Consider the following 21,223-nt stretch of genomic DNA (forward strand, 5'->3'; position numbering starts at 1 on the left):
GAGGGCTAAAAATGCATTATCTAATTTCTATTGCTGGTCTGGTTATTGTTCTATTACTGGCATGGCTAGGAAGTAACAATAAGAAAAAGATTAAATATCGTCCAATCATTTTAATGATTGCTATTCAGATAGGTTTGGGATTAATTATCCTAAAAACGAGCATTGGAGAATTTTTGATTAAAGGGTTTGCTGATAGTTTTGCAAAATTACTTGGATACGCCAATGAAGGTACTGACTTTGTGTTTGGCGGCATTGCAAATGAAGGGGCGCATACATTTTTCCTTTATGTTTTGATGCCCATTGTTTTTATGTCAGCATTGATAGGGATTTTGCAACATTACAAAATACTGCCATTCATTATAAAGTATATTGGACTGGTACTGAGTAAAATAAATGGCATGGGTAAATTGGAATCTTATAATGCAGTTGCAGCCGCAATTGTCGGACAAAATGAAGTATTTATTTCGGTGAAAAACCAGCTTGGACTATTGCCAAAACATCGCTTGTATACATTATGTGCGTCTGCAATGTCTACGGTATCCATGTCAATCGTTGGTTCCTATATGACGATGCTAGAACCTCGGTATGTAGTAGCTGCATTGATATTAAACCTATTTGGCGGATTTATCATTTCATCCATCATTAATCCGTATGAAGTTACACCTGAAGAAGATATTGTTGAAGTTCAGGTAGAAGAAAAACAAACGTTTTTTGAAATGCTAGGCGAATATATTATGGATGGCTTTAAAGTAGCCATAGTAGTTGGGGTAATGTTAGTTGGTTTTGTGGGAATCATTGCTTTGATTAACGGGGTCTTCAGTGGCATATTCGGAATTTCGTTCCAAGGAGTGTTAGGCTACGTCTTTGCACCCATCGCCTTTCTTATCGGTGTGCCATGGTATGAAGCTGTTGAGGCCGGTAGTATTATGGCGACAAAGCTTGTTGCGAATGAATTCGTTGCTATGCTTGACTTTGTTAAGATTCAAGAAGGTTTAAGTGGCCGTACTACAGCCATTGTCTCCGTTTTTCTAATCTCATTTGCTAACTTTGGGTCGATTGGTACCATTGTGGGTGCAGTGAAGGGATTGAATGAAAAGCAAGGGAATATCGTCGCACGATTTGGATTAAAGCTGTTATTTGGCGCCACACTTGTAAGCGTTTTATCAGCTTTGATTATCGGTATCATATTCTAGTTGTAGCAAGGAGTATTAACATGAAACAAACACCCCGGTTTAAGCGGATTTTCGTCATCGTTATGGATTCTGTAGGCATTGGTGAAGCTCCAGATGCTGAAAAGTTTGGGGATGCAGGATCACATACATTACGGCATATTGCAGAAAAAATGAATGGGCTACATGTTCCTGCGTTATCCAAGCTAGGGTTAAGTCATATTGACTCAATACCCGGAGTTCCCAAAGTGGAGCGCCCTTTAGCTTATTGGACCAAAATGCAGGAAGCTTCTAATGGAAAGGATACGATGACAGGTCACTGGGAAATCATGGGCCTACGAATTGATGTTCCTTTCAAAGTGTTTTCTGAAGGGTTTCCTTATGAATTAATTAATGAATTAGAAGAAAGAACAGGACGAAAGGTGATTGGGAATAAACCCGCTAGTGGTACAGCTATTCTCGATGAGCTTGGACAAGAGCATATGAACACAGGCGCACTCATTGTCTATACTTCTGCAGATTCCGTGATTCAGATTGCGGCTCATGAAGAGGTTATTCCTTTGGAAGAACTGTATCAAATCTGTGAGATTGCCAGAGAGATTACTTTACGTGAGGAGTACATGCTAGGCAGAGTGATTGCTAGACCCTTCCTCGGGCAGCCCGGAAATTTCAAAAGAACATCGAACCGTCATGATTATGCCTTGAAGCCTTATGGAAGAACCGTGATGAATGAGCTCAAGGATGCCGGGTTCGATGTACTAGCGATTGGCAAGATCTCAGATATATACGATGGGGAAGGTGTCACCAAGTCTTTCAGAACAGTGTCTAACATGGATGGCATGGATAAACTCATGGAGACCCTTCATACTGATTTTACAGGACTTAGCTTCTTGAATCTTGTTGATTTTGATGCACTTTATGGCCATCGTAGAGATCCGATCGGGTATGGGAAAGCGCTGGAAGAATTTGATGATCGTTTACATGAAGTTCTAGCAGAACTATGCGAAGATGATCTTCTTATAATTACGGCAGACCATGGCAATGATCCCATTCATGCGGGTACGGATCACACCCGTGAATATGTTCCTTTACTCCTCTACAGTAAGAGTTTCAATCGACAAGGGGAGCTGCCTATATCGAGGACTTTTTCGGATATTGGAGCAACAGTTGCTGATAACTTTGTTGTGACCATGCCCCAATTTGGTAAGAGCCTCCTACAGGAGCTTAAATAAACTATAATTTGAATAGACACTTTGAATAGAAACAGGATACCTAACTTGTATTAGTAAAAGGTATCCTGTTTGTTTTTTTATCTACATATCTTTGTATCTAAAAAGCTGCCGAGAAAGCGGCTTTTTTTGTTATTACGGATCAAATATTAGGGTAATAATCAATTATTAAAGGGGTTAATTTTAGAGCCACCTGTCGTTAACCCTTTTTTCGATGAATCGCATTCTAATACAACGTTATAAATAATCTAGTTTCTACTCATACCACTCCTTCTATAGTTATAGTATTGACAACCTGTATATACAGGTTTAAACTGTGTGAAGTGTTTGAACTTGTATATACAGGTTTAATGGTTGAAATAAAGGAATTCTTTTTGGAGGTGTTCAACTTGAGTCAGTCCCAGTATTCGGAATGGTGGCGCCGCTCCACGGTGTATCAGGTGTACCCGAAGAGCTTTAAGGACACTACAGGCAACGGAACAGGAGATATTAAAGGACTTATTGAGAAATTAGATTATTTGCAGAAGCTTGGAATCGATATTGTCTGGTTACAGCCGGTTTATGTTTCGCCGCAACATGATAACGGTTACGATGTAGCAGATTATGAAAATATTAACCCGGATTTCGGTACGATGGAGGATTTTGACGAGCTAATACAGGAACTGCATAGACGCGAAATGAAGCTAATGATCGATATCGTGGTTAACCATACCTCGACTGAACATGAGTGGTTCAAACAGTCCATTTCAAGCAGGAACAACCCTTTCCGTGATTACTATATTTGGAAGGACCCGGCTCCGGACGGCGGTTTACCCAACAACTGGCAGTCGAAGTTCGGGGGGCCTGCCTGGCAGTTCGACGAAGCGTCGGGACAATATTATCTTACTCTCTTCGATAAAACCCAAGCGGATCTGAACTGGGAGAATGAGAAGGTACGTAGAGCAGTGAATGATATGATGTTATTCTGGGCTAAAAAGGGTGTCGACGGCTTCCGCATGGATGTAATTAATTTAATCTCCAAAGATCAGCGCTTCCCTAACGATGACGGGAGTGTTCCACCGGGGGATGGACGTAAATTCTATACTGACGGTCCACAGGTCCATGCATACATCAAAGCAATGTATGAAGAGGTGTTTGGTCCGTTTGAGATGGTGACTGTAGGAGAGATGTCCTCAACTACACTGGAGCATTGTATCCGGTACTCAAGTCCCGAAGAGCGGGAATTTTCCATGACCTTCAATTTTCATCATTTAAAAGTCGACTATCCGAATGGACAGAAGTGGGAACTGATGCCTTATGATTTCGAGGCAATGAAACGGTTGTTTGCGCAGTGGCAGACCGGAATGCAGAAAGGCGGAGGCTGGAACGCACTATTTTTTAACAATCATGATCAACCGCGTGCTCTTTCCAGATTCACTGATGATAAGGTCTACCGTGTGGAAAGCGCCAAGCTGCTCGCGACAACTCTGCATGGCCTTCAGGGAACACCTTATGTATATCAAGGGGAAGAAATCGGTATGCCGAATCCGGTATGGAAAAGTATCGATGAGTTCCGCGACATTGAGTCACTAAATATGTACCGCATTCTGTGTGAACAGGGGAAAAGCCCGGAGGTTGCCCTCAGCATTCTACAGGAGCGTTCGCGGGACAATTCACGTACGCCGATGCAGTGGGATGACAGCCGGAATGCCGGATTTACCACTGGTACTCCATGGTTGAAGGTAGATGAGCGGTATCCAGACATCAATGTGCAAAAGGAACTGGAAAACCCTGATTCCATCTTCCACCATTACCGCAAACTGATTGCACTACGCAAGGAGTATGGAGTATTCATAGAAGGTATTTTCAAGAGACTCGATGAAAGACATCCTGAAGTCTTCGCTTACGCCAGAACAGGAGTTGGAGAGACACTTGTTGTGGTCTCGAACTTCAGTAGTAAAGAGATCTCTTTCCGCTTTAAAGATAATCACTGGACTGAATTGTCGCCAAGTGGTAAGGACGAGCTTCTGATTGGGAATACAGCAGATGCACCATCATTAACACAAGAGCTTCAGCTTAGTCCTTATGCTTCCTACATGTGGTTAGTCCGCTAACGAGGTGTACTTGAGAAGGAGCACACATCAATTTTGTAAGGAGTGAAGATATGGCTATAGACCGCAAAAATGTTGAAGATATTGTACGGGCGGTTGGGGGCAAGGAGAATATTGAGGTTGCGACGCATTGTGTAACCCGGCTGAGATTCTCGCTGTATGACGAGAGCAAGGTGGATTCGGAAGCCCTGGACCGTAACGAACTCGTAAAAGGACAATTCTCTACGCAAGGGCAGTTCCAGATCGTTATCGGACCAGGAACTGTGGATAAAGTATATGATGAAATGATTCAGATCACTGGTGGTGCCCGCTCTTCCAAGGATGAGGTGAAATCAGCGGCAGCACGGAAACAGAATCCACTGCAGCGGGCGATCAAAACACTGGCTGATATTTTTATTCCGATTCTTCCGGCCATCGTAACCGCAGGTTTGCTGCTTGGGATTAATAATATTTTGACCGGACCTGGTATCTTTTTTGATAGTAAGTCATTGGTAGATGTCTATCCTGCATGGAAAGACATTGCTGCGATTATTAACACGATTGCCAGCACAGCCTTCACCTTTTTACCAGCCCTTATCGGTTGGGCAGCTGTTACACGTTTCGGGGGCAGTCCTCTACTCGGAATCGTGCTGGGTCTCATTCTCGTACATCCGGATCTATTAAGTGCCTACAGTTATGCAAGTGCTTCAACTGAGGGAACCGTTCCGACCTGGAATTTGTTCGGCTGGCATTTGGAGAAGATCGGTTATCAGGGGCAAGTATTGCCTGTACTGGTTTCGGCCTATATTCTGGCTAGACTGGAGAAGTTCCTCAACCGCCGGGTGCTTGATTCCATTAAACTACTGGTCGTTGCTCCAGTGACCCTGCTGGTTACAGGTTTTCTGGCCTTCACCATTATCGGACCCGTTACGTTCGCCATTGCCAATGCTATCACCTCGGGTTTGATCTATGTATTTGATCATTTTGCGCTCCTTGGTGGTTTGATCTATGGTGGATTCTATGCACTTCTGGTCATCACTGGGATGCATCATACTTTCTTGGCAGTCGATGTTCAGCTCATCGGCAGTGAGGGTGGCACCTTCCTCTGGCCGATGCTGGCGCTCTCCAATATTGCGCAAGGCGCTGCGGCACTGGCGATGATGTTCGTTGTTAGAGAACAAAAGGCAAAAGGTTTGGCGGCTACGTCTTCCGTCTCTGCATTCCTCGGCGTGACTGAACCGGCAATCTTTGGGGTGAATATCCGCTATCGCTATCCTTTCATCTTCGGGATGATCGGCTCAGCAATTGCCGGTATGCTCCTTACCGTTAACCAGGTTCGAGCTTCATCCATTGGCGTAGGGGGAATTCCCGGTTTCCTTTCGATTTTCCCGAATCAGTGGGGCGTTTTCTTTATTGGCATGGTTATTGTTCTCGTTGTGCCATTTGCCGCCACAGTATTGTACGGACGTTCTGTAGTGGGTCGTTCCGAAAAGAACACAGCTACAGAGGCTTCTAGTACTACGAGCGAACCAGAGGAATTGAGTAGCCGTCATTCCGTTCAAGGGTCACAGGAATCAGTTAATATTCTGGAGCTTGTCTCCCCGCTTAGTGGAACTGCAGTATCGCTGGAACAGGTGCCCGATCCTGCCTTTGCTGAAAAGCAAATGGGTGAGGGAATTGCAATCGAACCTTCTGAAGGGAAAGTATATGCTCCCTTTGATGCTACAGTAGCCCATGTGATTAAGAGCAAACATGCGCTTATACTGGAGCATGCCAGCGGTGTTCAGGTATTAATCCACGTTGGAATTAACACGGTGGCGCTTAAAGGTAGCGGTTTTACCAGCCTGAAGAATATTGGTGATAAGGTGCAAGCAGGAGAGCTTCTACTAGAATTTGATATGGAAGCTATCCGCGCAGCAGGTTACCCGGTGATTACTCCAATCATCATTCCTGCAGGTCAGGAGATGGTCGAGAAGATCGAGGAGAAGACCGGACCAGCTACGGCCAAACAAACAAGCATCTTGACTATTCATCTCAAGGGTTGATAAAGGCTATATTGGCAAAGACTTTATACTTTAGAAAGACAGCCCCTTGGGGGCTGTTTTTCTATAAATATAAGAATTTATATGTTTAACGCTATAAATTCCCCTCCAATTGAATCGATGCTTCCAAAGGCATGACGTGATACAATAAAGGGCGGTGATCAAAATTGAGAGAAAATAAATATTTGCAAATTTATAATGAATACAGCAATCAAATCCATTCTGGACAATTGCTGCCGGGAACCAAGCTGCCTTCCGAAAGTGAACTCGCCGAAGCTTACGCCACTTCACGAGAGACCGTGCGCAAAGCGCTGAATCTACTTTTCCGTGAAGGATATATTCACAAAATTAAGGGCAGAGGCTCCTTTGTGCTTGACATGACCCGAATGGATTTCCCTGTTACCGGTTTGATTTCATTTAAAGAGATGGCCGATACCCTGGGTACTGCCTCACGGACACTGGTAGAGCGGACGATACAAGAGCCGGCAGGCTCCGCAATCGCAAGACATCTGCAGATTCCACCTGAAACTCTGATTTGGAAGGTTGTTCGCGCCAGAGAAATTGAAGGTGAACGGATCATTTTGGATAAGGATTATTTTCGTGCGGATATTGTTTCCTTTCTAAGTGAGGAAATCGCGGAAGGCTCAATCTATGAATATCTGGAGCTGGAATTGGGACTTAAGATCAGTTATGCGAAGAAGCTGATATCCGTTGAGCCTTCTACCGAGGAGGATCATAGACTGCTCGATTTGAAGAATTTTACGCATATTGTAGTAGTACGAAACTATGTGTATTTGGAGAACACGGTGCTTTACCAATATACCGAGTCTAGACACCGGCTGGATAAATTCCAGTTCGTGGATTTTGCTCGAAGGGTGAGGCGATAAGCTTATCCGAGGGTGTCCCAGTTATCAGTGTATCCGCTGGTGCCTTGCATAGCATGGCTCTGAAAAGCGATGGAAACGTATGGATATGGGGAGCGAACAATGAGGGCCAGCAGAACCTGTTGCAATTTCGCTTGTAGAAGAATCTTATTAGATTTGAAGAGTAGGGAATTTCATGCCTAAGTGGCAATGAATTCCCTATTTTTATAGGTGAGTCAAAAAGAGAAAACTCTTTTCATATTCATTCTTTATCATTACAGCTATCCGTCTAGACTGTTAAAATGATGGAAGTATGGTAGACAAAGGAGATAAGCAATGAATAATGGCTTTCGGATCAATACTGAGGAGAACCGACACCGAACTCTGAGGCAAGTAAAACAAGCGGCGTTTCATGCTTTACAGGAATATGAAATAGACTGGAACTCCATTCACTTCATTCAAGTATCCGAACATGTCACCTTCCGCATTGTAAGCGATGTGGGGGAACAGTTCTTGCTCCGCATTCACCCGGATAACAAACAACGCGAAGGAACCATTTCAGAAATTGAGTGGTTGTTCGCTTTGAAGAGCAAGGGCCTCCTCTTGCCCGAAGCTGTAATCAATCGTGAAGGGGCCTTTATTACGGAAACATCGGTGTGTGACGGACAACGGTTTTATTCGAGCTTAATGCGATGGGTCGAGGGAAAGCATGTAGACAAAAGCGAACTAACGGAGGAGGGCATCCGTAAAACAGGATCATTGATGGCAAAGCTTCATGAGGCCAGCTCTGATTTTAGTCCTTCCAGCGGCTTTACTCGTCCTTCTTGGGGTGCACTGAGCTTTAAACGGGACTGGGATCACCTAAGTCTACATCGCAAACATTTCATATCGGATGAGGGTTTTAAGTTGTATTCCGCAGCCGCCACTAAAGTGGCAGCTTGTCTCGAAACGTTCACAAGACATGAACAAAATTATGGGATGATCCACGCGGACTTACATAATAAAAATGTCATTTTTCGGGATAATGAACCTTATCCTATCGATTTTGGCAGGTGTGGCTTCGGCTATCATCTTTACGATATAGCTCAGGCTATTATGGGATTATACCCAACACAAAGAGCTTATTTCGTCGAAGGATATCAGAGAATCAGGAAGCTGGAAGATGAACATATAATGAAGCTAGAGTGCTTCTTAGTCATGGCGATAATCGAAGCCTATAGCTTTCATGCAGAGAATCCGCTTGAGACCGAGGGGTTGATTGAAGAGCAGCCATATGCTCAAGCGATTTTGAGAGCTTATGTGAACGGGACAACCTTTTTATTTAATTCTCTGGATATTTCAATATAAAAGATTAGAAAATGATGTGCGTTATATTTTTCAAATGGTATTATTAGGATGAACTGCTGAAAACTATTTAAATTGTATTTGGAATCTTAGCAATGAAAATGGTTGACAAAACTTTATAAAAAGTGAGGAGTAGAGCAATGAACTTTGATAAAGAACAGCTTTTTTGGATAAATCCAATCAATGATTATTCTATTACAGAAAACAGGATTGAATTTGTAACGATGCCGAATACAGATTTTTGGCAACGAACCTATTATGGTTTTAGAAATGATAATTCACCTGCACTGTTAATGAAAACTGCTGAGAAGTATTTTTCATTTATAGTAAGAACAGATTATGATAGTACACATAGATACGAGCAGTGTGGGATAGTCATCTATCAGGACAGTGATAATTGGTTCAAGGCATCGGTAGAATATGAAAATGAGGAATTCCAAAGACTTGGAAGTGTGGTTACAAATCACGGATATTCAGATTGGGCAACAACTGATATCGATGCAAACATTAAAACTATGTATTATAGACTAAGTCGACGCGAAAGTGATTTCTGTATTGAAAGCTCTTTGGACGGGACTATATTTGAACAGATGCGTATTTTTCATTTGTTTGAAGGGAATGAGGAAATAAATTTTGGCTTATATGCTTGTAGCCCAGAGAATTCTTCATTTAAAGGTGTTTTCACCGAAATGGAAATTACAGAGTGTAAGTGGTTGGAGCATAAATAGTCGTTTACGCAGCTGAAAGTGAATATTACTCAAAAGGGCCTTCCTAAAAGGAAGGTCTTTTTTTATGAGCGGCTATAAAGTTGTCATCAGTTTGCGATTTCTATAGTTATCCATGTGGTAAAATTAGGATAATTGGATCTTGGGAGGCGAGGACATTTAGTCTTGTGATGATCATTTTATTACTGTTCTTAAATATTCCAGTATATAAATTTTTATTTCGCGTGTTCTTCGTGAATAAAGATGATTATAGCGAATCGATTAGGCATACTTTTACACCTAACATCATTTCATTATTCCGGGGAGAGTATTGGAAGGATAGAATGAATACGGCAAGGCTTCAGTTTTTTATACTCATTTGCGGTGGGATTGTTGTTTTGGAATACCTTGTTTTGCATAAAATAATTGATATTTTTCGTTAACTAGAACTTCATTTAGAAACTTCTGCTTATGGTGAGCAGGAGTTTTTTTATCTTGCATAAGCACCGCCCTATTATGGAAAACTTATGTAGTGCGAATAAACAGCATGAATCTATTTTGCGAGGTGATAATGATGACAAATCAAGATCCGCAGGAGCTTCTTAAAAGTAAACACAAGCTGGATGAGCAGAAGAGGCAGTTCACAAATTTTGCCCGAAGTGCTTCCGGTCATGGTGAAGCAGAAGCAGGCCAGGAATTCAGTAATGACCGAGTGCCAGATGATCAAAACCGCATGAAATCTGTTGAGAACAGACAAGATTGATCTTAAAAAGCTATCAAATAAGCCGATCCTTTTCTGGATCGGCTTAGAAAAATAATTTTTACGTTGTAAGGTTGTTCAATAGGTATCGGATGCTAGAGTTTTCTTGCTTTAATTACAAAAGTTACAGGAAGCATCTTTGCTTTTTTTGCAAAATCGCTTTTATCGTCCCGCGACTGCATAAGTTCATCATCAGATTGCTCAATCATTTGCTCAATAACAAATCCAGCTTTAGATAGCGCATTCACATAAGTTGATAATTTACGATCCGATAAAGTTAGCGTACTTTCATCAAGAGATACTGAATACCAAGATTCATCGAAATAACATTTTTTAAAAACAAGCATATCATTTTCTGCAACAACACATTTGTGTATAGGGTGAGACCAGCTGAAAATAAATGATCCATCTTTTTTAAGGTAAGAAGCAATCCGGCTAAAAGTACCCTCAAGGTCAGTTGTCCAGCCTATGGCATAAACCGAATATACAAAGTCAAAATAATCCTCTGGCAGGCCACATTCTTCTTCCATGGGTGAGCAGATCAATTTTGCTGAAAGACCGTGCTCCGTCAAAAGTTGCCTAGTCTTTTCGATTTGGTTCTCTGCTATATCCGTACCCCATAGTTCAGATGCATTGCGTTCCCCCAGATATTGCAAAGATTGACCGCTTCCACAGCCTATCTCCAGCAACTTTTTCCCTGAGACATCACCAAAAAGTTGGCATTGTTCTTCCGATACAAATGCTCCATAAAGAGGAAGTGCAGTAGCTCCTAAAACTTCATTTCCTTTTGTATCCCAAAATAAGCTGTTTGTTTCATGAATAGTGTTCGTATCCATATCGACCGAGATGGCAACGCCAACCTCACCAGCGCCTATAACATTTGTTCTATAACCAGAATTTTTGTCCATGCAGACACCCGCCCCAAATATAGATTATATAAGCCTAAACATATCTCCCGACTTGCGCGTAATCCCAATAACATATATCGAACACGAACAAGCTGAGGGATTAACCATAGAATAATCTACCATTTTCCCATGAACATATCCATCCAAAATTTCCCACTAAAATTCCCAATTGTGAAATAAAGCATGATATGACCGTATCAGAAAAGGAAAGTTATACCCCACGAATTTGTTACAATATGTAAAACCGCTGCAGGGTACCGCTTCAAATTATGAATATTTCAACGGGAACACCTTCCCTTAGTGGCGCGGTCATTCGGCATGGCAGCTTGGAAACAAGAGCTTATTTTGTCTAACCGTATAAACACAGTTTCTTCCTCCCGCTAATATGTACTCCCCCCGTTCAATATGAACATTATTACCTAGAACAGTTTTAAATAGATGTAACTCATTTTTGCATAACCCGGTACATACAGCAGCAGCTTCACAGATCGGGCAATGTTTCTCAATGAATAAAAGACTGCCATCATCCTGCTCCTTAACCTCGGCCATATACCCTTCATTTGTTCGAATCTCGGCCAGTTTCTCCAGCTTCTCTCTAACGTCTGCTGTATCACCAAGATGCTGAAGATATTGTTCTTGCATATTCTTATTTCGAACAGCCAGCAGCTTGTCCAGCCCCTCATTTCCGAAAGCTTCTTTCATGGAATGGATCAGACTGACGGATAAATCCGAATATCCGCTTGGAAAAAACCGATCGGCCGCGGGGGTTAAGATCCATAGCTTGGTGGGCCGCCCCATGGGACGGGACTCTTCTATATTAGTAACCAGCCCTTCTTCTTTCAGCGCATTCAAATGTTGACGAATAGCCATTCCAGATAGCGAAAACTGGGAGGAGAGTGCCATAACATCCATTCCCCCTTGTTGCTTTAACAAATCAATGATCGCTCTTCGGGTCTTGGTTGAGACATCCTTTTTGGTTTGATTTCGGCTCACGTTGCACCTCCTACTGAAACAACTAAATCTACATCACAGACTACATTTTAAACAAAAATGTTGACAAAGTCAAAGCTGAACTGTAGCTTAGACATTATAAACAAAAATGTTTACTAAGTGTCCGGATACGATGTATACATACCAATTTTCTTGGAGGTCACATTTCATGTCGTCTAATCATCAAAGTATTTTCAGCCCACGTTATTTTGCACTATCCATAGGTATTATTCTGTCAGTGATGGCCGTTGGATTCGAAGGCCTGTCCGTAACCACCATTGCCCCTTCAATTGCTGGAGATTTGAACGGCCTTAGCCTGTTTGGCTGGATATTCAGTACGTATCTGCTTGCGCAGATTATCGGGACTCTGGTCGTCGGTCGAATCATAGATAGAAGAGGACCTGCAGTACCGTTCACTATCGCACTTCTTTTGTTTATCGTTGGGTTGATTGCTGCCGCAACATCAGGCGATATGTATACCATGATAGGATCACGGGCCATGCAGGGTTTGGGTGCCGGAGCTATGATGACTTGTGTGTACACAGCAATATCCTTAAGCTACCCGGATGAATTACGCGCCAATATACTCGGAGCATTTGGTACGGCCTATGTTCTTCCGTCCATGCTCGGTCCTTACGTTGCAGGTCTTATTGCAGATCAGTGGTCCTGGCGGTTTGTTTTCTGGGGAATATTACCGATCCTGATGATTTCAGCACTGCTTAGTTTACCTGCGTTCACGAAATTAAAAACACCGAAGACGCAAGGGGATATCGGAGCTTCATCAACTTGGAATGCGTTACTGTTAACGATGGGTACAGGGATTTTCTTAGTTGGTCTAAGCATGCTTCCGAGCATTATGGGATTTGTTTTAGTCATTATCGGCTTAGTACTTATGATATTTCCGCTCCGCAAACTGCTACCGAAGGGAACTCTTACGCTTAGAAGAGGCATGCCAGCTATTCTGGCAACACGTGGGCTGTTCTTCGCTGCCTATACCAGCACACAGAATTTCTTGGTATTGGCTCTAATCGATGTGAAAGGAATAACGCCTTCTCAGGCCGGATTGATTGTAGCGAGTGCTGCGTTGAGTTGGTGCGTCATAGCGTATCTGCAAGGACGGTGGGATTCAGCAGATCAGGGCCGTGGACGGCATACGCGAATTATTCTGGGTGTATTGCTGCTTGCCATAGGGATTACTATCGTATTTTGGATACCCGTTGTGACCGTTACCGTAGCAGTTATTGGACAGATCATCGCTGGAATCGGTATTGGATTGGCGCATCCGATTAGCGGTGTTGTGGCGTTTTCTCAGACAGGAGAAGGAGGTGTCGGCAACACCTCGGCTAATCTGCAATTTGCGGATTCTTTTACACCCGGTGTAGTTATCGGGATCGGCGGTTCCATCCTTGTGGTTTGTCAGGCTGGCGGAATGTCACTCCAATCCGGATTAATTGTAGCAATGGGTTTCCATCTCTTGTTGATTGTAATGAGTTTATTTGCGAGCACTCGGATCTCACCAGTAGCTGAACAAATAGGAACGGGTATCCAATCTTTAGGTTTGAAAAACAAATAAACGAAGGAGGAGTTCACAATGTTCATCGAGGTCAGTGACAAAGCATCAGAAAAAATCGCCGAAATCTTATCAAGTGCGAATATCCGAAATCCATTTCTAAGAGTGGGTGTTGATGAAGGAGGATGCAGTGGACTATCCTATACCCTAGTCGTGGATGAGCAGCAAGCAGAAGAGGATATTATATTAAATAAACAAGATTTTAGTATATTGGTTCACCCGAATAGTATTCCATATATTGACGGTCTTGAAATTGACTATGAAGAGAGTGGAATGGTAGGCGGATTCACTATGAATAACCCTAATGCAAAAGCTTCATGTGGATGCGGAGCCAGTTTCAGAATGGCCAATTATCGTGGCGAAATAAAAAAATGTGATTAAACAGCAGGAAGGAGAGAAGAGGAATGATATCATTTGCAGTATCCGAAAAAGCATTGGATTCATTTAAGAATGAATGGGGTTTGGAAGAGGGGCAATATGTAAGAATTTATGCAAAATATGCCGGTGGAGGCTCTGATGCTTTCACTGTTGGAATTAATGCAAGTGCTACACCGATCGATCCCGCATGGGTTCAATCCATTGGCGGATTTCATTTCTTTGTTGAAAAAACTGATGTTTGGATTTTACAGGATGAACTTCTTCAAATTGATTGTAATGAAAACGGCATATTTTCAACCAAAATCTCCTGAGCATCTTCTTGGGTTGCAATTTACAGTAGAATATCTACTACACTTCTAGCAATTTCGCATACTATTGTCTATACTGTTTTAAATAAATATCAGAATTGGATCTGATTTTTATAAGAAGCATGGTGCTAGGAAGCAGGTGCAGAGCATTGATAAATTTGGACAAATTAGCAAAGGCATTTACTAAAGGTGTCTATGAAATAGAAGATAGAAGCCGCTTAGTCATCCAGCCCAAAAGCTTATTAAGTGAATTCACCACCGTTAAGCATGGATTTCTATTTATCATTCGCGGGGGAGCCAGAATTCGTGTGAATGGAACGGTATATGAATTACGGCCAGGATCAGTTTTTCATGCTGCTCCGGGCATGCAGTTGGATTCGCAGGTTATAGGACAATCTGAGCTCGAGTATTACTCCCTTTTTTATAAATTGGATATGCCGGAAGAAATGAATAGTACTCACGAATTTGACTCTCATTTCAAGCTGGAGCCGGGAGCGAATCTAAAAATTATTGAATTACTAATTATGCTCCATCAGAATGCCCATCCATCCGGAGAAATTGGGAAGCTGCGTATCAAGGAGTTGTTCTTAAGCCTGATGCACCAGGTTCTGATTGCGTGCAGTTACAGAGAGAACGATCGTTCTCCGAATCAAAGAATGGTAGACGAAGCCCTTGCATATATTAAACTTCATCATATGAATTCACTTACACTCGGTGAGTTAGCGGAACAGCATGCAATGAGTGCCAACCGCTTCTCTTACCTCTTTCATAAATATACGGGACTGCGTCCAATCGACTATGTCGTTAATTATCGTTTGGAACGGGCCTGTGAATTACTCAAAGCAGGTAATTTTCCTATCCGCGAGATTGCTGACCGTGTCGGTTATGACAATCCACTATATTTCAGCCGATTATTCAAAAAGAAATTCGGTGTTTCTCCCTCTGCCTATAAATAATGTACATAATGAGCTTCTTGTACTTGAACTACGTCTGCAGCTATTGGTGATAAGCCAGAAGTGCAGACTTTTTTTATTTAGATTAAATAATGATGCATGCTGGATTTGAGATTTGTACATTTGAATTTATTTAAATTTTTGATAAACTCACCTTTGTAACTGAGAATCATTATCAGTAAATTGATTTATAAATGAAAGGCTGGTAGATATGACAGAAAAAAGACCCAAACAATTATGTATTGGCCTGTCCTTAAATGCAACCTGGATGAAAGGAGGCGGCTGGCGGCACCCGGATAGCGGAGTAGAAAAGATGGATTCTATTGATTACTATATTGATTTGGCAAAAATGGCTGAGAATTCAAAGCTCGATTTTCTTTTCAGAGCTGATTATCTGTATGTTAGCCCGCAGATGTTAGGAGATTCCTCAAATTTCGGCAGCCCAGACCCTGCATTGTTTTTTGCAGCGATAGCTCGTGAAACCGAGCGGATCGGACTGGTAACGACGATTTCCACTACTTTTAATCCGCCGTATGTTGTTGCAAGGCAGCTGCAGTCCTTACACTGGCTGAGCAATGGACGCGCCGGCTGGAATATTGTCACTTCTATTGAAGGCGCCGATAATTTCAGCGCCTCACCCATGCCGTCACCGGAAGAGAGATATGCCATGGCTATGGAGTTCACGGATGTTGTATGCAAGCTTTGGGAGAGTTTTCCGAATGAAGCGATTGTTATCGACCGTCAGTCAGGTATGTTTTCGGATAAGGATAAAGTGACTGCCATTAATCATTCCGGGGAATTTTTCAGTGTAAAAGGGCCGCTTACTTTGCCTGCTCACAAGTCAGGAACGCCGCCGCTATTCCAAGCTGGGGCTTCGGATATTGGACGGAATTTCGCCTCATCTGTAGCTGATGCTATTTTTGCCGCAATGCCGGATATCGAATCGGGAGTGGAACTAAGGAATGATCTGAGAAGAAGAGCGGCTGAGCAGGGCCGTGATCCGGATGCTATCAAAGTTTTGCCGGGCTTATATTTTTTCCTGGCCGATACGCGCGAAGAAGCACTTGAATTACATAAGGCTGCACATGCGAATTTAAGCCTTGAACGCAGACATGCTTCGCTTAAATCGGTGCTGGGTCTTGATTTAAGCGGTTATCCCTTAGATAAGCGAGTAACTGCCGATATGTTACCCGATTCCAGTCAGGCCGTCCGCAGCCGGACTCATGCTGAGTTGTTACGGCGTTATATTATTAAAAATCAGCCTACAGTGAAAGAAATCTTGGACAGGCCGGAGGTTGTCGGATCTGCACATTGGGTATCTGTCGGGACAGTCGAGGATGTGCTGAACGATATTATTGAACGGTTTGAAGCGGGGGCTATAGATGGCTTCATCGCCCTGCCAGGCGGTTCGGAACAATCTATGGAGCTGTTTTTTGAGAAGTTGGTACCGCAGCTGGTTGAAAGAGACTTATTCCGGAGCGAATATACGGGTAGCACTTTCCGTGAGCATTTAGGGATTTAAAAAAGAGAAATGAGGCGATTGAACGATGCATGAAGAGGAATTGTTTGATGTTACGATTATTGGCGGTGGTCCGGCTGGATTATTTGCTGCATTTTATAGCGGACTCCGTGAAATGAAAACCAAAATTATAGAATTCCAACCTGTGCTTGGCGGCAAAGTGCATGTCTATCCGGAAAAGATGATCTGGGACGTGGGAGGCTTACAGCCTATTCTTGGCTCGCAGCTTATTGAACAAATGGTTGGTCAAGGGATGACTTTCCAACCGGAGGTTGCCTTTAATGAAAAGGTCACATCCATCTCGCAAGATGAAGCAGGTTACTTTATTTTACACACGGCCGCAAACCGGAAGCATTTCACTAAAACTGTCATATTGGCCATTGGAGGAGGCATTCTGAAGCCGGTCAAGCTCGAAATCAAGGGTGCCGAAAGATTCGAAATCACAAATTTGCATTATACGGTGAAGTCACTTGCCCGCTTTAAAGAGAAGACTGTCCTAATATCGGGAGGCGGCCATTCTGCTGTAGACTGGGCGAATGAACTGGCTCCGATTGCCAAAAAGGTGTTTCTGACGTACCGGAAAGAGAACTTAAAGGGGCATGAAGCCGATATTTCACGCTTGGCAAACAATGGCGTAGAGTGCTTGTTAAATACTTCAATCGAAAAGTTGATTGCCACACCGGATCACGAAAGAATAGGGACTGTACTGCTAAAAAGTAATGACAACGGAGAGGGATTTGAGCTGTCTGTCGATGAGGTCATCATTAATCACGGTTATGAGCGCGACAAAGAACTGCTGGTGAACAGTGAAATTAAAATGGATCTGTGGGAACACCGGATTTCAGGATCAGTAATGAGCGGGACATCCGTGCCGGGTATTTATGCGGCAGGGGATGTTCTACATCATGAGGGGAAACTGCACCTGATCGCGGGGGCATTCCAGGATGCTGCCAATGCGGTAAACCAAGCCAAACAATACATCACACCGGAGGCAAATTCGTCCGGGATGGTGTCTTCACATAATGACCTGTTCACGCAGAAAAACCGTGATTTAATGAAGCATTTATACAGACAGTAATGATAACAACTCAAGGGGGAGCCAAATGAAAAGACTATATGGATGGATTGCATCCTTAATTATACTAGCAGGATTACTGGCTGGGTGTTCCGAAACTTCAGTCACGCCTACACCAGAAGTTGGCAAGATCGAAGAAGCAGGATGGCCAAGAACAATTGCGGATGCCAGCGACAATGGAGTGGTGCTCAAGACACGACCTGAGCGTATAGCGGTTCTGCATCCCTTGTATTTAGATTACTTTTTTGCTCTTGATACGCCTCCAATCGCATCAACTAACGCAGCGGAAGCGATGAAGGATTTTGCTACTTTACAGCCTTACGCTGGAACTGCTGAAATCATTGATTTGGGCAGCAGCAATGCGAATCTGGAAATGATCATGGAAGCAAAGCCTGATGTGATTGTAACCTTCAAGGGTTCTGTTGATAGCAATTATGAAGAGTTGAATAAGATTGCACCAGTCATCTTAATTGACTACACCGATACCTGGGAAAAAACGACGATGCTGTGTGCTCAGATTGTTGGTAAAGAGACATTAGCGGAACAAGCCATTAAGGAAACCCAAGAAATGATTGCAAAAACAAAAGAACAGCTAAGTAGTCTTGAGAATAAAACCTTTGCTTTACTACGGGTCGACGGAAAAGCTAATTTTAATGCTCAAGGCTCTAAAAACACGATGTACTACAATCAAACTGTAGGCTTCGGGTTGTTGCGACCGAAGGGATATCCTGAAGAGGGAGGGGCCCTTTCTCTGGAAGGGATATACAGCATGAATCCTGATTATATTATTATCCAGCATGATATGAATATCGCAAAGGCAGCCATCAAGGACAAGGAAACTTCGAACGTGTGGAACTCACTGGAAGCAGTGAAAAATAATCATGTTCTTATCTTTGATAACTCACTTAATAGCGCAAGTATCCTGGCTGTCCGTTTGGCTGCAGATCATTTTCTGCAATTGGCGTCTGAACAATAAATTTATATTAAAAAATCCGATTGCACCTTTTAGGGCAATCGGATTTTTGTTATTAAGTTAAATATCTTGACTATTATTGATAATGGTTATCATTTATGATGAGGATTAGACAGATAACGGAGGGGTAGTCATTATGCACAAAAGCAATCAAATATTGCTTTGGGACCAAGCGACGGTCAAGTTATTGGATGTGCGCCATATTGAAAGGGTTCAAGGCGAAATTCTTCATAAGTACAAGATTCCTGCCAGTATATTTTTACTTTCGGTACAAGGGAGCGCTCAAGTTCAGTTAGATCACTCTGAATTTTCTTTTACAGGATTTCAAGTCCTGCATAGCGGGAAAGGGGCGATACTTAATATTGTTCCGACAAGTAAGAATTTTGTTTACTATATCATTTATTACCGTGCATGGATTCAAGAGGAGGATCTGTTCCAATCACAATATTGTTTTTCCCCTGATGCACCCATTTTACTTTATAACAAAATGCAATTGATGTATCTAAAATGGAACGAGCAAGAAGAGAGACTCAACGTAAAATCACTTTTTTATCAATTCATTCATCAGGTTTTAAAAGAATTACATAGAAAAGAGACTGAGGTGAAACAGACCAGTGTTGCAGTCCAAGTAATCACCTACATTCAGGAGTACTATGCGGAGCCAATTACATTAGATTCTCTTGCGGAAGTATTTAATTTCAGTGCTTATCATTTGTCATCCTTGTTTAAAGAGTACACAGGTATGAGTCCGATTGATTACTTAATTCGGTTTCGGCTTGAACTTGCAACAGAGCTTCTAATAACAACAGATGCTTCGGTCGGTGAAATATCAGCAAGCGTTGGTTATAAAGACGTATATTATTTCAGCCGAATTTTCAAGAAAAGAAAAGGTGTATCCCCTGCACATTTTAGAACAAAAGAGTCACAGCGGCCAAAAGTTGCTGAAAGTCCATTAAACTTCCCCACATCCTCTATTTTTGAACCCATCGTTCAACAGTATATTAATAATGATAATCATTATCATAATACGGAAAAAGGGGAATTACATATGTTTAAAATGACAAAATCTCAGACGACGGCCGCTTTACTGCTTTGCGGTTCTCTATTATTAGGTGCTTGCTCAAGTGGGACGGGTACTGCTACGAAGGAACAAAGTAATGGGAATGGAACCGTAAATCAAGCAACATCAGAAGAAAGTACGAACACTCGAATAGTATCAACGCCTAAGGGAGATGTGGAAGTACCAGCAGAGCCGAAAAGAGTGGCGGCTGACCAATATATGGGGCATTTATTGAAATTAGGAATTGTACCCATCGGAGCAAGAACGTTTATGCTGGATGAAGGCTGGATGGAAAAAGCGGACATACCCAAAGAAACGATCGAGAAAATTGAGGATTTAGGGGATTTCCCTTTAAATCTGGAAAAATTAACGATGCTAGATCCGGACTTAATTATCGGTTCGATCGATGAGAACATAGAACAATATGAGAAAATTGGGACCACTGTTTTTCTGCCTTATTGGGAGGGGTTAAAAACAGCAGGGCCGCTTGATAAATTTAGGAGTGTAAGCAGAATATTCGGAAAAGAAAAAGAAGCAGAAGAATGGATTACGGAATATGAACAGAAAGTAGCTGAAGCAAAGTCTAAACTTGCCGGGGTTATCAAGGAAGGGGAAACCGTTTCGATTGTTCAGTTTTCACAAAAGGCGGTATACGTCTTAGCGGCAAAGGGAGGAAACTATGGTTCTTCCACTATATACAATATGCTTCAGCTGCCTCCAACAGAAAGTGCAAAAAATATGGCGGAGGGATTTGAATCGATTTCATTAGAAGTGCTTCCAGAATATTTAGGTGATTATGTTTTTGTTTATAATGGCGATGCGGATGCTACCAATAAAGCAATGGAAAGTAACATATGGAAAGGCATCCCTGCAGTGAAAAAGGGCAAAGTTTATTTGTATGGTGATAATTATCATGATGAATTCGTAATGGAAGATCCTTTTTCATTAGAGCTTCAGCTTGATACGATTGTGAATTTGTTACTTGGCACTAGTAAATAGTTTAATAGATATACTTAAGCCACTGATGTTTCTGGAATATTGATACCAGGACAACAAGCAGAAACTGCCAGCGGCGACATAGGAAGAGAGCGAAACGGAGCATTTATCCGTTTCGTTTTTTTTTGCTAATATCCCGATAGTCCAATCCTTCATCATAAGCCTCAGCAACTGTGACTTTTTTCATAATACCCTTTCTATATTCGACCCGTTTTATAGGCCAAAAGTATAATTTTTACAGCAGTTTACATAAATCTATCTTTTTTTTAATTGTTTTGAGATAGGATAGTAGATGTCTAGCAGGTGGGTATTT

19 protein-coding genes are annotated in these 21,223 nt (G+C 42.3%); 16 read left to right on the top strand and 3 right to left on the bottom strand.

What is annotated here, in order from left to right; translation table 11 throughout:
* Positions 1-11: 11 nt before the first annotated feature.
* From NST58_RS16755 to NST58_RS16785, 7 genes are all read left to right on the top strand, one after another.
* On the top strand, positions 12-1,193 hold the full coding sequence (locus NST58_RS16755) for a NupC/NupG family nucleoside CNT transporter (RefSeq protein ID WP_339243563.1): 1,182 nt from the start codon (positions 12-14) through the stop codon (positions 1,191-1,193).
* Positions 1,194-1,213: 20 nt separating this feature from the next.
* Entirely contained in the window at positions 1,214-2,401 is a 1,188-nt protein-coding gene (gene deoB, locus NST58_RS16760) for a phosphopentomutase (protein WP_076278532.1), read from the top strand.
* Between the two features lie 347 nt (positions 2,402-2,748).
* Positions 2,749-4,491 carry an alpha,alpha-phosphotrehalase gene (treC, locus tag NST58_RS16765; protein ID WP_076303794.1) on the top strand — a complete coding sequence of 581 codons (1,743 nt, stop codon included), beginning with the start codon at positions 2,749-2,751 and terminating at the stop codon, positions 4,489-4,491.
* 50 nt (positions 4,492-4,541) lie between these two features.
* Entirely contained in the window at positions 4,542-6,512 is a 1,971-nt protein-coding gene (gene treP / locus NST58_RS16770) for a PTS system trehalose-specific EIIBC component (protein ID WP_076303695.1), read from the top strand.
* 164 nt (positions 6,513-6,676) lie between these two features.
* Entirely contained in the window at positions 6,677-7,396 is a 720-nt protein-coding gene (gene treR, locus NST58_RS16775; protein ID WP_036677129.1) for a trehalose operon repressor, read from the top strand.
* A 312-nt stretch (positions 7,397-7,708) separates the two neighbouring features.
* Entirely contained in the window at positions 7,709-8,719 is a 1,011-nt protein-coding gene (locus NST58_RS16780; protein ID WP_339243565.1) for a phosphotransferase, read from the top strand.
* Positions 8,720-8,856: 137 nt separating this feature from the next.
* Positions 8,857-9,444 (top strand): DUF1349 domain-containing protein, encoded by a 588-nt coding sequence (locus NST58_RS16785; protein WP_076184931.1) that lies wholly within the window; start codon positions 8,857-8,859, stop codon positions 9,442-9,444.
* 351 nt (positions 9,445-9,795) lie between these two features.
* Here the strand turns inward: NST58_RS16785 and NST58_RS16790 are convergent, their stop codons facing one another.
* Positions 9,796-9,921, bottom strand: coding sequence for a hypothetical protein (locus tag NST58_RS16790; protein WP_303047864.1), 126 nt, complete (start codon positions 9,919-9,921; stop codon positions 9,796-9,798).
* A gap of 70 nt (positions 9,922-9,991) precedes the next feature.
* Here NST58_RS16790 and NST58_RS16795 point away from each other — a divergent pair, with 70 nt between their 5' ends.
* On the top strand, positions 9,992-10,183 hold the full coding sequence (locus NST58_RS16795) for a hypothetical protein (RefSeq protein WP_076130505.1): 192 nt from the start codon (positions 9,992-9,994) through the stop codon (positions 10,181-10,183).
* A 92-nt stretch (positions 10,184-10,275) separates the two neighbouring features.
* On the opposite strand, the gene NST58_RS16800 is transcribed toward NST58_RS16795, so the two are convergent.
* Together NST58_RS16800 and NST58_RS16805 are read right to left on the bottom strand one after the other, a co-directional pair.
* Complete coding sequence (locus NST58_RS16800; protein WP_076130506.1) at positions 10,276-11,088, bottom strand: class I SAM-dependent methyltransferase; 813 nt, start codon at positions 11,086-11,088, stop codon at positions 10,276-10,278.
* Between the two features lie 309 nt (positions 11,089-11,397).
* Positions 11,398-12,081: a metalloregulator ArsR/SmtB family transcription factor gene (locus tag NST58_RS16805; protein ID WP_076217678.1), complete on the bottom strand. Its 684-nt coding sequence runs from the start codon at positions 12,079-12,081 to the stop codon at positions 11,398-11,400.
* Between the two features lie 166 nt (positions 12,082-12,247).
* Here NST58_RS16805 and NST58_RS16810 point away from each other — a divergent pair, with 166 nt between their 5' ends.
* The 8 genes from NST58_RS16810 (at position 12,248) to NST58_RS16845 (ending at position 20,913) form a co-directional block, all read left to right on the top strand.
* Entirely contained in the window at positions 12,248-13,651 is a 1,404-nt protein-coding gene (locus NST58_RS16810) for an MFS transporter (protein ID WP_339243568.1), read from the top strand.
* A gap of 18 nt (positions 13,652-13,669) precedes the next feature.
* Positions 13,670-14,029: an iron-sulfur cluster assembly accessory protein gene (locus tag NST58_RS16815; RefSeq protein ID WP_076184918.1), complete on the top strand. Its 360-nt coding sequence runs from the start codon at positions 13,670-13,672 to the stop codon at positions 14,027-14,029.
* A gap of 23 nt (positions 14,030-14,052) precedes the next feature.
* Positions 14,053-14,337: a hypothetical protein gene (locus tag NST58_RS16820; RefSeq protein ID WP_076099150.1), complete on the top strand. Its 285-nt coding sequence runs from the start codon at positions 14,053-14,055 to the stop codon at positions 14,335-14,337.
* A gap of 146 nt (positions 14,338-14,483) precedes the next feature.
* A complete protein-coding gene (locus NST58_RS16825) occupies positions 14,484-15,290 on the top strand; it encodes an AraC family transcriptional regulator (RefSeq protein WP_339243569.1) in 807 nt (268 codons plus the stop codon).
* A 208-nt stretch (positions 15,291-15,498) separates the two neighbouring features.
* Positions 15,499-16,809 (top strand): NtaA/DmoA family FMN-dependent monooxygenase, encoded by a 1,311-nt coding sequence (locus NST58_RS16830; protein WP_280753600.1) that lies wholly within the window; start codon positions 15,499-15,501, stop codon positions 16,807-16,809.
* 25 nt (positions 16,810-16,834) lie between these two features.
* Positions 16,835-17,884 (top strand): NAD(P)/FAD-dependent oxidoreductase, encoded by a 1,050-nt coding sequence (locus NST58_RS16835; protein ID WP_076130518.1) that lies wholly within the window; start codon positions 16,835-16,837, stop codon positions 17,882-17,884.
* Between the two features lie 25 nt (positions 17,885-17,909).
* Positions 17,910-18,857: an ABC transporter substrate-binding protein gene (locus NST58_RS16840; protein WP_339243572.1), complete on the top strand. Its 948-nt coding sequence runs from the start codon at positions 17,910-17,912 to the stop codon at positions 18,855-18,857.
* Positions 18,858-18,990: 133 nt separating this feature from the next.
* Positions 18,991-20,913: an AraC family transcriptional regulator gene (locus NST58_RS16845; protein ID WP_339243574.1), complete on the top strand. Its 1,923-nt coding sequence runs from the start codon at positions 18,991-18,993 to the stop codon at positions 20,911-20,913.
* The last annotated feature ends 310 nt before the right edge of the window (positions 20,914-21,223 follow it).

The sequence above is a fragment of the Paenibacillus sp. FSL R10-2796 genome, from assembly GCF_037965315.1.
Lineage (GTDB): Bacteria > Bacillota > Bacilli > Paenibacillales > Paenibacillaceae > Paenibacillus_AQ > Paenibacillus_AQ odorifer.